Consider the following 13,676-nt stretch of genomic DNA (forward strand, 5'->3'; position numbering starts at 1 on the left):
GGCGGGGCCTTTTGCGTTTTCTAGAGGCTGATACGGAACCGCGCAAACCCGTCTGGGCCTTCGCCCGCAGGTTCGATCGTCACACCCTTCACATCGCCCATATAGGCCGATGCGGCCGGGCCGGTATCGAAAAGAACCGTTGTGCCGGGTAGGGCCTTGAAGTGCCAGTTCGCATCGGCCGACGGGTTGATCGTGCCCTGCTCGACGATATAGCGCACAATTACATCGCGGTTTGTGTCGGGCGCCTCGAAAACGGTGGTTTCGCCGCCCGTGCCGGGGAAGCTACCGCCGCCACCCGCGCGATAGTTGTTGGTTGCCACGATGAACTCCATGTCGTCCGACACAGGATTTCCATTGTGCATCAGGTTCACGATCCGGGTGGCGTCCGGGTTCAGCGGCTCGCCTTTCGGACCAAAGCGCGATGGTTGCGACAGGTCGATCTCATAGGTCACCCCGTCGATCACATCGAAATTGTAGCTCGGGAAGGACGGGTTCAGCAGCACTTGGTCAGCGTCGCCGGGAGTCACCTGGTTGAACATGCCAGCCGAACGCTCCAACCAACCTTTCAGCTGCGCACCGTTGATGCGAACGGCGCGCACGGTGTTGGGGTAGAGATACAGATCGGCCACGTTCTTGATCGCGACATCGCCCGCAGGCACGTCGGTGAAATACTCTGGGCCGCCGCGGCCACCGGCCTTGAAGGGTGCAGCAGCAGACAGGATCGGAAGGCCTTCGTGCTCGGTGCCCTTCATCATCTCGGTCACATACCAGGCCTGGGCGATTGACACGATCTGCACCGACGGGTCGTCGGCGACCAGCGCGAAGTAGCTGTGCAGTGGCGCCGAGGTCTTTCCCACCGCGCGGCGGATATAGGCGAGCGTTTCGTCGTGTTCCTGCGCGACGGCATCCAGCACTGGCTGATGATCCCCCACCAACGCGGTATAGGACCGGTCTTCGTTCCGCTTGGAAATCGGCCGGGTCTCCGAGGCATGGCTGACCACGCGCCATTCCCCGCCCTCGTGCTCCAGCATCAGGTCGATCACGCCCAAGTGCGATCCCCAGAAGCCGCCCATCACGGCAGGCACCCCGTGGATCGTGCCCTTGTCGACGTCACAGCCTTCGAAATCGGCATAAGTCGGCGACGGGAAGACCAGGTGGCTGTGCCCCGTCATCAGCGCGTCGATCCCCGGCACCTGTGCCAGCGGCACGGAGGCGTTCTCCATCCCGTCGGTGCGGGTGGCCGATCCGATGCCCGAGTGGCTGAGTGCGATGATGATGTCCGCGCCGGCCTCTTTCATCTCGGGGATCCAGGCCTCGGCGGTCTCAACGATATCGCGCGCTTCGACCTTGCCTTCCAGATGGCGGCGATCCCAGTTCATGATTTGCGGCGGGACGAAGCCGATGATGCCGACCTTGATCGCTTGCTCGGCACCCGATCCGTCCTTCAGCATCCGGTCAAGGATCACATAGGGTTTCAACAGGGTCTTGTCGTCGCGCGGGCCCGCCCCGGCTTCTTTGGCGACGTTGGCCGATACGACCGGGAAATTCGCGCCCGCAACCGACTTCATCAGGAAATCGAGCCCATAGTTAAACTCATGGTTGCCCAGCGTCGAGGCGTCATAGCCTAGCGTGTTCATCGCGGCGATGATCGGGTGCATGTCACCTTCGGCCATTCCGCGTTCATAGGCGATGTAGTCGCCCATCGGGTTGCCTTGCAGGAAGTCACCGTTGTCGACCAGCATCGTATTGGTCGCCTCGGCGCGGATGTCCTGGATGATCGACGCGGTGCGCGAAAGGCCAACCGTGTCACGCGCCTTGTCAGCGTAATAATCATACGGGAACACGTGCACGTGCAGATCCGTCGTTTCCATGATGCGCAAATGCGCCTGGTTGGCCGCGGCGCGGGCGGAAAACGGGTGCAGGGCAATCAGCGTGGCCCCGGCGGCAGAGCCCAGGAATGTACGGCGGTTGAATGTGGTCATGGCAGCCTCTCTCTCTGAATTCGCGCGAAAACTATGAGGGCAGCGTAGCAGGTGACCCACAAAACCGGAGTCTATTTTTTCCAATCGGTCAGTTTCAGCCGACGCACGAAGTCGACGAAACGCGGCACCCAAGGGCGGCGTCCGGTCGCGCGCAGGTGGCAGAACCCGGCCAGCGTATTGTGCACCAGGATGCCATCATGCTTGCCATCCACGCCATAGCCGCGCGTGATGTTGCGGGCATAGCCCAGCGCGGGGTCGAGATTGTCCAGCCGAGCATAGTGAAACTCATGCGCCGCGCGCACTTCGGGGCATTCTGGCCAGGGGTGCTCCGCCCGGTTCGAAAACCGGGTATAGCCACGCCCCTGCGGTCGCCGTTCCATGATCGCATCGGCGCCAATTGCGCCCACCATTGGGGCGGTGGTCCCGTTGTGGGTCATCGACCGGCACAGATACATCAGCCCCCCACATTCCGCATAGGTGGGCATCCCCGCTGCGATCTTGTCCGCGATGTCCGCGCGCAGGCTTTCGTTGTCCGACAGCTCCTCGATGAACATCTCAGGAAACCCGCCGCCGATGAACAGCCCGTCACATTCCGGGAGAACGGGGTCGCGCATCGCGTCAAAAGGGACCAGTTTTGCGCCTGCTTGGGCAAAGGCCTCTAGGTCGTCGGGGTAATAAAACCCGAATGCCCGGTCCCGCGCGATGGCGATGGTCACGTCCGGGTCCGGCGCCGGTTTTTGCGCGGGCGGGTCGGGCAGGTCGGGCGCGGTATCGGCGATCTTCAGCAGCGCCTCGATGTCGACCGATCCTCCGACGATTTCGCCAAATCCCGAGATCATCGCCTCCAGCTCACCGCTTTCGGCGGGCGTGGTCAGGCCCAAATGCCGTTCGCCGATTTCCAGTCGTCGGTTGCGATGCACCGCGCCGACAACAGGGATGTCGGTGTATCGCGCCACCGCCTCGCGCAGCTTCTTTTCGTGGCGCGGACCGCCGACCTTGTTCAGGATCACGCCTGCGATGTTCACCCAGGGGTCAAACGTCCGATAGCCCAACAGCAAAGGCGCAATCCCGCGCGTCATGCCGGCACAATCGATCACCAGGATGACCGGAAGCTCAAGGTATTTGGCAAGCGCGGCGTTCGAATCCGCCCCGTCCATCGCGACACCGTCGTAAAGCCCCTTGTTCGCCTCGACCAAAGTCAAATCGCCCGCGCGGGCGGTGAAGAACGGCAGAAGGTCCTCGCCACACATCGTGTTGAAATCGAGGTTGTAGCAGGGCCGCCCGCTGGCCTGCGACAGCCACATCGGGTCGATGTAGTCCGGCCCCTTCTTGAAGGTCGTGATGCCCCGCGCGGTAAAAGCGGCGGCAAGCCCGGTTGACACGACGGTCTTGCCCGAGCTTTTGTGCGCCGCCGCGATCATGAAGCGGGGCGCTTTCATCCGCGTGCGGCCGGGATGCGGGTCTTGTCGCGACCTGCCCAGATCTCCTCGGCCATCGCTTGCGCGGCGTCCATGCTGTCGGCCCGACCCATCGTTTTCAGGGCGATGGCCATCGTGCCGGTGACCGCACCGGTGGCATAGCTGTCGTCCTCGTCCCCTGCCCAGATGCGGGCCAGGCGGGTGATATCCATGTCTTCATCCTTGGGCGCGTGCCCGTCGTCCAGAAGCGCGGGCCAGGTTTCCACCTCGGGATCGTCCGTGCCGCGTGTGGTCCAGACCTGGGTGGGCTTGTTCGGGCGGCGTTCGACCTCTCCGCCATCGCCGCGAAACACCGACATGGCCGGTTCATCCATGATCTGCGCGGCACCTGCGTGAATGTCCATGAAACCCCGGTGGAAGATTCCGACCATCGTCGCGGCTGCGTTGAACGGGTTCAGCATTCGGGTGAAACTGTGAACGGGGCTGCGAAGCCCAAGGATCGGACGCAGGTTGATCATGTCGCGCAGAGGCGGCGAAAGAACCTCAAGCGGGACATAGGCGAAGCCGTCTTTGCGGATGCTGTCAGCTGCCTGCGTGAAACTGTCTGCGATCGGTATGTTCAACCGCTCCAACACGTCGCTGGTGTAGACGCGGCCGGGTGTGTGCCCTTCGGTCCCGTGCATGAACACGCGCACGCCGTGATCCACCAGCGCCAGAACGCTGAGGATGTAATACGGAAGCTGCACCCGTTTGCCTGCATAGGACGACCAGTCCAGATCCACTTCGGGCAGACCATCCGGCAGGTCGAATGTCGCCTTTGTCCCCAGCACAAAGCCCGCGATTTCGGTCGGTGCCTCTTCCTTAAGGCGTAACAGCATCAGGAAGGCGCCGATCTGCTCCGGCTCGGCTTCGCCGCGCAGAAGCATTTCCATCGCCTCGGTGCTTTCCTCAAGCGTCAGGTGCCGCTGTTTGGTCTTTCCGCGGCCCAGGATGGCCACGAATTTCGAAAAGGGATGTTGTGTCATGATACTGCCTCAGCTGTCGCCGGGCACGTTCGCATCCGACAGGTTGGTTGGCAAGACGCGCAGGACCTTGGCGCCCAGTCCAGCGGCGAAAAGCGCGATGGCGACGCCACCCAGACCCAACAAAATCTCATAGAACGACGGGGTATAGGTGTTCACGACGCCTTCGTTGAAGCCCTCGACCACCTCGAAGCCCGGGAAGATGTCCAGCGGATAGGCCTGACCGCCGATCACGATCACATAGACTTGCGCGATGCCGCCGATCACCACCAGCGTTGAGGCCAGCATGGTCGAGCTGCGTGACGGGTTCAGAAACACCAGCGCCATCGGGGCGAGCCCGCCGATCATGACCTGCACGATCCAGAACAGCGCGGTGAAGATGCCGCCGTCTTTCAGGATGAACCATTCGACCCCGCCATGTTCGGTGGCGTAAAGGTTGGTCAGGTGCTGCACGGCGGTGAAATAGAGAACCGCGGCGGCAAAGATGCCAAGAAGCCGCCCCAGCCGGATCAGGATCGCGTCGCCAATCATCCGGTCCGACAGTCGAAACAGCGCCATCAGGACCAGCAGGAACACGGCAAGCCCGAAGGCAAAGCTCATCGCGATGAACAGCGGCGCCATGATCGCGGCGTCGTATCCGGGGCGGGCCACCAGCCAGCCGAAGATCGACCCGGTGCCGGTGGTCAGAGCCAAGCGCCAGACGAAGGCGATGACACCCGCCGCCTTAACCCAGCGCGCATCGACCTTGCGCATCATCTGCAACACCAGGTATCCGCCGACAATGACGATGAAACCGTTATAAAGCAGCACGTTCCAGGCGAAGATCGAGCTGAAGTTGTAGGTCGTCATGGCGACGATCAACCGGTCCGGGCGGCCAAGGTCCAACACGACCACCGCGAGCCCGCCAACCAGCAGCGTGATCGCAAGAAGCGACGAAAACCGCGCCATCGGCTTGTAAGCTTTCTGCCCGAACACAGACGCGATCGAGGCCACGTTCAGCGCGCCTGAGGCCGCGACGATAAGGAATATCGCGAAGACATGTGGCAGGCCCCAGACGATCTGGTTGTTCATGCCGGTGATGACATGGCCGTGGTGTTCGACCGTCCAAACGCTCCAGAGGGCTGCCAGGATGAAGGCGATCATCAACCCGCCCAACTGCCACAGCGCCGGTGTTGCCTTGATCTCGCGATAAATCGTGCGGTCCATCTGTGCCTCACATATTCTGGTATCGGACGCCGGGGTTCAGCCCCAGATCGTCGCGCAGCGCGATCGAGGGATAGCTTTCCAGCGCCTTGGAAATCGGGCTTTCGGGGTCATTCAGGTCACCGAACAGGATGGCCGAATGTCCGGCCTGTTCGCAGGCCTCGACGCAGGCCGGGATACGGCCCTTGTCGACGCGGTGCACGCACAGGGTGCAGCTTTCGACCGTACCGGTGCCACGCGGCGCGCCCACTTTCTGATCCGTCACCGGTTCATGCACGAACGATCGCGCCTTGAACGGGCAGGCCATCATGCAATAGCGGCAGCCAATACAGGTGTGTTTGTCGACCAGAACAATCCCGTCAGGCCGCTGCATGCTTGCCCCGGTCGGGCAGACATCGACGCACGGCGGCGCCTCGCAATGCTGGCACATGACGGGGGCGGACACGGTGCGACCAGTGGCCTTTTCCTTCAAGGTCACCTTGCGGATCCACTGCACATCCGTTTCCGGCGTGCCGTGATCGCTGTGCCCCCACCCGTTCTCGGTGGAGCAGGCGGTCACGCAGTCATTGCAATTCGCGTCGCATTTGCCGGCGTCAATCAACAGACCCCAGCGCTTGCCCGCGTCCGCGCCCTTCGCGTCCGCCGTCCCTCCAAAGGCCATCAACGTGACACCCGACGCCAGCGTGACCGAGGCAACAGCCGCACCTGATTTCAGGATATCGCGGCGTGTGAGTTCTGCGCGGTTGGTCATTGGCTTTCCTCCGCAACGCGCGCCAGATAGGCCGCGATGGAATCCGCATCTTCGGGCTTGGCCATCGCCCGGTTCAGGTCATCTTCGGCGGGCGTCGAGCGGTGGCACATGAAGCAATCGACCTTCACCGCCGCATAGTCGTGGCAGGTCCGGCAGAAATGCTTTTCGTTGTCATAGGTCACGGGCGCGCCGTCCTCCACCACCGCGTGGCAGTCGAAACACTGGCCAAGGCTTGCGTCGATGTCCCGCTCGCCCTCGCGCAGGGTCAGGTCGCGACCGTGCTTCATCATGTCCATGTGGTTGCGCCGCATGAAGTCGTTGCCCTCGGGGTGCGGATCACCAATGGCGGTCGGCACGATCGGCAACAGGTCGTTGGCCAGCGCCGGTGCGCCGAATGCCAGAGCCAGGACCAGAAGGATCAGCCGCATGTCTATTCCCCAAGTCCCATCTTGATGTACCCGGTCGGGCAGACATCCGCACAGATGTGGCAGCCGATACAGCGGGTATAGTCCGTTTCGACATAGCGACCGACGGTACGGTCGGCCTTCTTGACCCGATGCACCGCATCTTGCGGGCAATAGATCACGCAATTGTCGCATTCAAAGCACATGCCGCAGGACATGCAGCGCTCACCTTCCTTCTGCGCCTGTTCCTCGCTGAACGCGATGATGCGTTCTTCGAAGTTGCCCAGAACGGCCTCACCCTCGATATGAACCTCGCCGCGCACTTCGCGCGGGACGAAGTTGAAGTGGCCCTTGAACAGCTCCGAATGCGGAATGATCTGGCCTTTTGAGCGGTCTTCGTAGTTGTGCACGGCATAGTCGGCCGAGGCCGTGCCGCGATCCTGAACGTGGTTGTATTCCCCGGGCTCCTGACCCCGACGCGTGAGTTCCTCCATCAGGTTGAAGTGATGCACGTCCACCTTCGGGCGCTTGGCCACGTCGCCGTCATCCAGGAAATCGGTGATCGTCTCGGCGGCGATGCGGCCCTGACCGATGGCGGTGGTCAACAGGTGCGGGCGAATGATGTCGCCACCGGCAAAGTGCTTTTCACGCCCCTTGACCTGATAGGTCGGCGAGGTGTCGATGAAGCCGCGACCGTTGTCCAGCTCCTCAACCCCGGTCATGTCACCGAACTGACCGATGGCCGAGATGATGATGTCCGCCTCAAGGGTGAACTCGGTGCCTTCGATGGGTTCGGGCGTCATGCCCTTCATCGTACATTCGCACATCTTCAGGCCCACGGCCTTGCCGTCTTTCAGGATCACTTCAAGCGGCATGACACTGCCCTTGATGTCCACGCCTTCACGCTTGGCGTCCTCACGCTCATGCTCGGCGGCGGTCATCTGTTCGATCGGGAACAGCGACGTCAGGGTCGCCTCCATCCCCTCGCGGGTCAGGCTGCCGGCCACGTCATGGGCGGTGAAATCCACCGCGCTGCCCGAGGGATGCTCGGAGGGTTTCACTTCGGTGATGTGACCCAAGCGACGGGCAACGGACGCCACGTCGATCGAGGTATCACCCCCGCCGACCACGACGACCTTGCGCGCGGTGCCCAGGACGTAGCCCTGGTTAAACGCGTCCAGGAACTCGATCCCGTTGATGCAGTTTTCCGCCTCGTCCCAACCGGCGATCGGCAGGCCGCGCCCGTTCTGTGCGCCCATCGCCCAGAACACGGCGTCAAACGCCTTGTCCAGTTCACCCATCGACACGTCGGTGCCGACGCGAATGCCGGTGCGCACTTCGACACCCATGTCGATGATGCGGCCGATTTCGGTGTCCAGCATGTCGCGCGGGGTCCGGTAACCGGGGATGCCATAGCGCATCATGCCACCCAGCTTGTCATGCGCTTCGAACAATGTGACGGCATGGCCATCCAACCGCAGGAAATAAGCCGCTGCCAGGCCGGCGGGGCCGCCGCCGATCACCGCGACCTTGCGGCCCGTGTCGGCGCCCGGTTCGGCCATCTTCACGTTGTTGTCGTTGGCCCAATCGCCCACGTATTGTTCGACCGCGTTGATGCCGACATAGTCGTCGACCTCGTTGCGATTGCAGCCTGCTTCGCACGGGGCGGGGCAGACGCGGCCCATCGTGGCCGGGAACGGGTTGGCCTGAACCATGCGCTGGAACGCGTATTCCTGCCACGGCGTGTTTTCGTCCGCGGGCTTGTCCATGCCGCGGGCAATCGCCAGCCAGCCCCGGATTTCATGGCCGGACGGGCACGATCCCTGACAGGGCGGCGTCTTGTGAATGTAGGTCGGACATTTATACGACTTGTCGGCCTGGAAGATCTTTTCCTCCAGGTCCCAATCCGCGTCGGTTGCACCTTCTTCAAAGCGCCGGAACGTGGCTTTCGCGTCCTTGAGTTCAGTCATTGTCTTCCTCCGCGTCGTCGGTCTCTTGCCCGGTCAAAATGATCGCGTTCGAGACGAGTTGGTGCACCGACAGGATCGAATCCATGTCGTATCCGTATTTTGGCATGACCTTGGAAAACTGCGTTTTGCAGATGGCGCAGATCGCGGCCATGTGGGTCACACCGTGGTCTTCTGTCACTTGTTGAAGCGCGGTCATGCGGGGGCTGGCCCCCTTGACGCGCAGGTCCATCAGGTCGTCGGTCAACAGCCCGCCACCGCCGCCGCAGCACAGGGTGCTTTCGCGCGTGGTGTCGCGGTCCATGTCGAAATAATTGTTGCAAACGGACTTGATCACATTGCGCGGGATTTCGAACTGGCCGCCGGGTTCATCGCCCATGCGGCTGGCCCGCGCGACGTTGCAGCTGTCGTGATAGGTCAGGCGAATATGGTCGTTCTTCGACTTGTCGAACTTGAACGTACCCTTCTGGATTTCATCCCAGGTGAATTCCAGGATGTGCTGAGGGATCGGATAGTTTTGGTCGAGGAAATCGAATGGCCCTGCCAGCGTGTCCAGGAAGCTGTAGGCAACACGCCATGCGTGGCCACATTCGCCGAAGATGATGCGCTTCACACCCAGATCTTCGGCGGCCTTGCGAATGCGCAAGGAGACTTCGCGCATCTGGTCCTGGTTGCCGATGAACAGGCCGAAGTTCGCAGCCTCGGAGGCGTAAGAGCTGACCGTCCAGCTGACGCCGGCCTCATGAAACACCTTGGCATAGCCCAAAAGCCCGTCGATATGCGGCTCGGCAAAGAAATCCGCGCTGGGCGTGACCAGCAGAATGTCGGCGCCTTTCTCGTCCAGCGGAATGCGGACGGACACGCCGGTTTCATCCTCGATGTCTTCCTCAAGGTCCTCAAGCGTGGCGCCCAGCGCCTTGGCGGGCAGGCCAAGGTTGTTGCCGACGGTGTGGACCTTGCCGATGATCTCGTTTGAGTATTTCTGCCCGATCCCTACATGCGCCAGGATATCGCGCGCGGCCATGGTGATTTCCGCTGTGTCGATACCGTACGGGCAAAAGACCGAACAGCGGCGGCATTCCGAGCATTGGTGGTAATAGGAATACCATTCCTGCAGCACGTCCTCGGTCAGGTCACGCGCGCCGACCAGCCAGGGAAAGTATTTCCCCGCGAAGGTGAAATACCGGCGATAGACGCTGCGCAACAGGTCTTGTCGCGCGACCGGCATGTTCTTCGGATCACCCGTGCCCAGGAAATAGTGGCATTTGTCCGTGCAGGCGCCGCATTTCACGCAGGTGTCCAGATAGACTTGGAAGGCGCGGTTGGTTTCGGCCATTTCGGCCATCTTCTCCAACGCCTTTTCTTTCCAGTTGGGCACCAGTTCACCGGGGAAGCCCAACGCCTCTTGGTGATCGGCCCCGGCGATGAAAGGCTTCAACCCTTCCATTGCGCCAACCTTCAGACAGGGAATGTCCAGGGCGTCTTCCATATTCGGGATGTCTTCAGCCACGGCTTGCCCCCTCTTCGTTGTCCCAACGGCCCACGTGACGCACATCGCGTGCGTTGTCGGCCTGCACACGGCTGGGGGCAAAGAACAGGCCCGGTGCGTGTAGCAGTTTCGAGATCGGGAAGATGATCATCAGGATCGCGACCAGCCCCAGGTGGATCATCAGGAACGGGTCGGCGGGCAGGTCGCCGATGCGCAACCTGAGCAGGCCCAGCATGAACGCCTTGACCGCGATGATGTCGGTATGCGCGACGAAACGCATGGTCAGACCGGACAGGCCGATGCCGATAATCAGCGCCAGCATCAGGTGGTCCGACGGGCTTGAGATATAACGGATGCGCTCGACCAGAAAACGGCGCGCCCACAGGCCAGCCAGGCCCGCAACCATCGCGAACCCGGCATAGGTGCCGAAGGGTTGCACGATTTGCACCCACCACCAGACGTCGAAGGTGAAATAGCGGATGTGGCGGGCCAGAACCAACCACATGGACATGTGAAAGACCCAGCCAAAGGCCCAGATCCACTTGTTCGACTTGAACAGGCTTTCGAAAAATACGACCTCGCGGATCATGCGAAGGACCACGCCTTTGCGGGTGGTCGGCGAAGGGGTCGTGGGAATGCGCAGCGGCGCGGGCGTCCGGGCGTATCTGCGGATTTTCGCAGCCAAGCCCACGACCATCAGCGCGGTCGCGACATAGAACAGCAATGCGTAAATCGTGCCCAGCACGCGGACTCCTCCCGTAGTCTGCCCCGTTATTGTTGTTTTTCAGGGCGTTAGTCTGGTCGGCGGCGCAAGCTCCTCCTCCTGCGCCGCCTGGGTTGTGTCAGATCAGACGCAGCCGGTCGGCTTGGGCAGACCTGCGATCTTGCAGGCCTGTTTCGCCGGGCCATAGGGGAACAGCTCGTACATGTACTTGTTGTTGCCCTTTTCCGGACCCATCGTCTTTTTCAGCGCCTTGATCAGAACACGCACGGCCGGCGCGATCTGATATTCGTCGTAGTAGTCGCGCAGGAAATTGACGACTTCCCAGCGTTCGTCGTCCATCTCAATCTCTTCCGCCGCCGCGATGACATCGGCCAGTTCCACCGTCCAATCGCCAAGATTGGTGATGTAACCTTCTTCGTCATGCTCAACGGTCGCGCCGTTCACTTCATATGCCATGTTCGCTTTCCTTCGGTTTGAATTCTTTGTTTACAGCCAGTTCTGAGTCCGGTCGTGTTTGGCGACCAGATCGACAAACCCCGCATAGTCCACGCCCTGAACGCCCTCCATCAGGCGCGAGGCATCGACGCCACGCGCATTCAGATCGGGCGACAGAACGAACAGTTCCACGGTTTTGGCCGCGTTCGCCATGATTTCGGTCAATCCGGTGCCGCCAAGACCGCCATAGACGCCGTCCTCGATCATCAAAACGGCATCGCCGTCCTTGCAGTGACCCAGGCAGCTGATCAGCGTCTGGTTGGCGAAGGGCGATTTGTTCACGGTGTGCAATGTGGACATTGGACCCTCCTTAAAAGCTGAGCACGACGTCGGCGCCTGCCATGACGTCGGCCATTTCGGCGCGCGAGATGATCTTGATCGACGGTTTTTCCGCCCAATCGTCATCTTCGTCTTCATACATGACCTCTTGCAGGTCATCCGGCGTCAGCCCGCGTTCCGCCAGGCTTTCCGCCTCCACGAACAGCTTGGTCACGTCATAGTCGCCCAGCGCCCGGAAGGTGGGTGAGAAGTTCTTCACCCCGATCCCGTCGGTGTTCTGACCTTTGGTCAGCTGGAACACGCCGTCATCCACAAAGGCCAGGCTCACGTCCTGATCAAACGCCGCGCCGATCAGAACGACCTCAAGGCTTTCCAGGGCATAAATCGTGCCATAAGGCGCCTTGCGGTTCACATAGAGGAAGTTTTTGACTGTCATGATCCGCCCCTAGTCCCCGAAGGTCACCAGACGGTCGGTCTGGATCCCCATTTCGATCAGCTGCCCCAGCCCGGAAATCCGGAAGCCGTCAGCAATGTTATTGGCGTCCTTGCCCTGACGGGTCGCCTCGTTTTCGTCCAGCAGGCCACGGCGCTGGGCGGCGGCGATGCAGACGACCAGGTCGACCTCATGCTCTTTCGCCAGCGCGGTCCAGTTCACCTGGATATTGCGCTCGTCCTGCGGTGGGACCGACAGACGGGTCGAGACATTGACCCCGTCGTGATAGAAAAAGACGCGCGGCACCTCGTGCCCGGCCTCAAGCGCGGCCTTCACGAACAGATAGGCACTGTCGGCCGCCTGATGCGTGTAAGGTCCTTCGCTGACAACAACTCCGAATTTCAACGGGTCGCCTCCTTAGAAGTGGATGTGGGCGGACATGTTCATGGTCTTGCGCGACCCCGTCCATGTATCCAGATGGTGTTTGGTGAACGCCAGGTCGGTCATCTCGAAGAACCGGTTCCAACCGATCCGCTCGATCCATTCGCCCATCCGCTCCCAATGCTTGGCATCGGCCTTGTAGGCGTCGACGATCTTACGAACGACCGCGCGAACCTCGGGCCAATGCGGCGGGTTGTTGGGCAGGTTGGCGACCGCCAGCTTGTGGAACGTCGGCTTCGAGCGCGCGTTCGAGTGCTTGCCGCCGACCCAGATCGCGATCTTGGTCGATTCTGCGCCGTTGATCTGCATCGGCGGGCAGGGCGGGTAACAGGCGCCACAGCAGACGCATTTCTTTTCGTCCACTTCAAGCGACGGCTTGCCGTCCACCATCGCAGGCCGGATCGCCGCCACCGGGCAACGGGCAACAACGGCGGGGCGTTCACACACGTTGGCAACCAGATCGTGGTTGATCTTGGGCGGCTTGGTGTATTGCACGTTCACGGCGATATCGCCCTGGCCACCACAGTTGATCTGGCAGCACGAGGTCGTGATGCGCACGCGGTTTGGCATCTTTTCTTCGACGAAATCCTTGTGAAGATCGTCCATCAGACCCTTCACAACACCAGACGCGTCGGTGCCCGGAATGTCGCAGTGTAGCCAGCCCTGGGTGTGCGAAATCATCGACACCGAAGCGCCGGTGCCGCCGACCGGAAAGCCGTTATCCTCAAGCGCTTCGATCAGCGGGGCCACTTTGGCCTCATCCGCCACCATGTATTCGATGTTCGACCGGGTGGTGAAACGCACGTGGCCGTCGGCAAACTCGTCCCCGATATCGGCCAGCTTGCGGATCGTGAACACGTCCATCTGGCGCTGGGTGCCGGCGCGCACGGTCCAGACCTCTTCGCCGGATTTCGACACGTGGTGCAGCACGCCGGGGCGCGGACGATCATGCCAGTCCCAATTGCCGAAGTTCTTCTTCAGCGTCGGGTGCATGTACTGAAACGGATCCGGGACACCGACTTCATCCGGAGTGCGGGGTTTGTTCGCTTGATCGTTCATGTCTGTTCC

Annotated in this window: 14 protein-coding genes; all 14 read right to left on the reverse strand. The window is 61.5% G+C overall.

Going from position 1 to position 13,676, the window contains the following annotated elements; all coding sequences use genetic code 11:
- Positions 1-20: 20 nt before the first annotated feature.
- On the reverse strand, positions 21-1,982 hold the full coding sequence (locus tag MN188_RS12090; protein ID WP_242109354.1) for a bifunctional 2',3'-cyclic-nucleotide 2'-phosphodiesterase/3'-nucleotidase: 1,962 nt from the start codon (positions 1,980-1,982) through the stop codon (positions 21-23).
- A gap of 71 nt (positions 1,983-2,053) precedes the next feature.
- Positions 2,054-3,421 (reverse strand): cobyrinic acid a,c-diamide synthase CobB, encoded by a 1,368-nt coding sequence (locus tag MN188_RS12095; RefSeq protein ID WP_242109355.1) that lies wholly within the window; start codon positions 3,419-3,421, stop codon positions 2,054-2,056.
- Positions 3,418-4,425 (reverse strand): glycosyl transferase family protein, encoded by a 1,008-nt coding sequence (locus tag MN188_RS12100; RefSeq protein ID WP_242109356.1) that lies wholly within the window; start codon positions 4,423-4,425, stop codon positions 3,418-3,420. The genes MN188_RS12095 and MN188_RS12100 overlap by 4 nt, the downstream gene beginning before the upstream one ends.
- A gap of 9 nt (positions 4,426-4,434) precedes the next feature.
- Positions 4,435-5,628, reverse strand: coding sequence for an NrfD/PsrC family molybdoenzyme membrane anchor subunit (gene nrfD / locus MN188_RS12105; protein ID WP_242109357.1), 1,194 nt, complete (start codon positions 5,626-5,628; stop codon positions 4,435-4,437).
- A gap of 7 nt (positions 5,629-5,635) precedes the next feature.
- A complete protein-coding gene (gene dsrO / locus MN188_RS12110) occupies positions 5,636-6,376 on the reverse strand; it encodes a sulfate reduction electron transfer complex DsrMKJOP subunit DsrO (protein ID WP_275116185.1) in 741 nt (246 codons plus the stop codon).
- Positions 6,373-6,804: a hypothetical protein gene (locus MN188_RS12115; protein WP_242109358.1), complete on the reverse strand. Its 432-nt coding sequence runs from the start codon at positions 6,802-6,804 to the stop codon at positions 6,373-6,375. The genes dsrO and MN188_RS12115 overlap by 4 nt, the downstream gene beginning before the upstream one ends.
- A gap of 2 nt (positions 6,805-6,806) precedes the next feature.
- Positions 6,807-8,750, reverse strand: coding sequence for an NAD(P)-binding protein (locus tag MN188_RS12120; RefSeq protein WP_242109359.1), 1,944 nt, complete (start codon positions 8,748-8,750; stop codon positions 6,807-6,809).
- Positions 8,743-10,257 (reverse strand): sulfate reduction electron transfer complex DsrMKJOP subunit DsrK, encoded by a 1,515-nt coding sequence (gene dsrK, locus MN188_RS12125; RefSeq protein WP_242109361.1) that lies wholly within the window; start codon positions 10,255-10,257, stop codon positions 8,743-8,745. The genes MN188_RS12120 and dsrK overlap by 8 nt, the downstream gene beginning before the upstream one ends.
- Positions 10,250-10,981, reverse strand: a complete 732-nt coding sequence (locus MN188_RS12130; protein ID WP_242109362.1) for a respiratory nitrate reductase subunit gamma — start codon at positions 10,979-10,981, stop codon at positions 10,250-10,252. The genes dsrK and MN188_RS12130 overlap by 8 nt, the downstream gene beginning before the upstream one ends.
- A 102-nt stretch (positions 10,982-11,083) precedes the next feature.
- Positions 11,084-11,416, reverse strand: coding sequence for a TusE/DsrC/DsvC family sulfur relay protein (locus tag MN188_RS12135; protein ID WP_242109363.1), 333 nt, complete (start codon positions 11,414-11,416; stop codon positions 11,084-11,086).
- Positions 11,417-11,446: 30 nt separating this feature from the next.
- Positions 11,447-11,755 carry a sulfurtransferase complex subunit TusB gene (tusB, locus tag MN188_RS12140; RefSeq protein WP_242109364.1) on the reverse strand — a complete coding sequence of 103 codons (309 nt, stop codon included), beginning with the start codon at positions 11,753-11,755 and terminating at the stop codon, positions 11,447-11,449.
- Positions 11,756-11,765: 10 nt separating this feature from the next.
- Positions 11,766-12,170, reverse strand: a complete 405-nt coding sequence (gene tusC / locus MN188_RS12145; RefSeq protein WP_242109365.1) for a sulfurtransferase complex subunit TusC — start codon at positions 12,168-12,170, stop codon at positions 11,766-11,768.
- A 9-nt stretch (positions 12,171-12,179) separates the two neighbouring features.
- Positions 12,180-12,572, reverse strand: a complete 393-nt coding sequence (gene tusD, locus MN188_RS12150) for a sulfurtransferase complex subunit TusD (RefSeq protein ID WP_242109366.1) — start codon at positions 12,570-12,572, stop codon at positions 12,180-12,182.
- Positions 12,573-12,584: 12 nt separating this feature from the next.
- The gene (dsrB, locus tag MN188_RS12155) at positions 12,585-13,667 is read right to left on the reverse strand and encodes a dissimilatory-type sulfite reductase subunit beta (RefSeq protein ID WP_242109367.1); all 1,083 of its coding nucleotides are present in this window, start codon (positions 13,665-13,667) and stop codon (positions 12,585-12,587) included.
- Positions 13,668-13,676: the final 9 nt, after the last annotated feature.

The sequence above is a fragment of the Aliiroseovarius subalbicans genome (genome assembly GCF_022678625.1).
Taxonomy (GTDB): domain Bacteria; phylum Pseudomonadota; class Alphaproteobacteria; order Rhodobacterales; family Rhodobacteraceae; genus Aliiroseovarius_A; species Aliiroseovarius_A subalbicans.

Coding starts and splice junctions, on each gene's coding strand:
- tusC (WP_242109365.1), bottom strand. CDS start 12,170: ATGACAGTCAAAAACTTCCTCTATGTGAACCGCAAGGCGCCTTATGGC.
- dsrO (WP_275116185.1), bottom strand. CDS start 6,376: ATGACCAACCGCGCAGAACTCACACGCCGCGATATCCTGAAATCAGGT.
- MN188_RS12100 (WP_242109356.1), bottom strand. CDS start 4,425: ATGACACAACATCCCTTTTCGAAATTCGTGGCCATCCTGGGCCGCGGA.
- MN188_RS12090 (WP_242109354.1), bottom strand. CDS start 1,982: ATGACCACATTCAACCGCCGTACATTCCTGGGCTCTGCCGCCGGGGCC.
- MN188_RS12095 (WP_242109355.1), bottom strand. CDS start 3,421: ATGAAAGCGCCCCGCTTCATGATCGCGGCGGCGCACAAAAGCTCGGGC.
- tusB (WP_242109364.1), bottom strand. CDS start 11,755: ATGTCCACATTGCACACCGTGAACAAATCGCCCTTCGCCAACCAGACG.
- dsrB (WP_242109367.1), bottom strand. CDS start 13,667: ATGAACGATCAAGCGAACAAACCCCGCACTCCGGATGAAGTCGGTGTC.
- nrfD (WP_242109357.1), bottom strand. CDS start 5,628: ATGGACCGCACGATTTATCGCGAGATCAAGGCAACACCGGCGCTGTGG.
- MN188_RS12135 (WP_242109363.1), bottom strand. CDS start 11,416: ATGGCATATGAAGTGAACGGCGCGACCGTTGAGCATGACGAAGAAGGT.
- MN188_RS12115 (WP_242109358.1), bottom strand. CDS start 6,804: ATGCGGCTGATCCTTCTGGTCCTGGCTCTGGCATTCGGCGCACCGGCG.
- MN188_RS12120 (WP_242109359.1), bottom strand. CDS start 8,750: ATGACTGAACTCAAGGACGCGAAAGCCACGTTCCGGCGCTTTGAAGAA.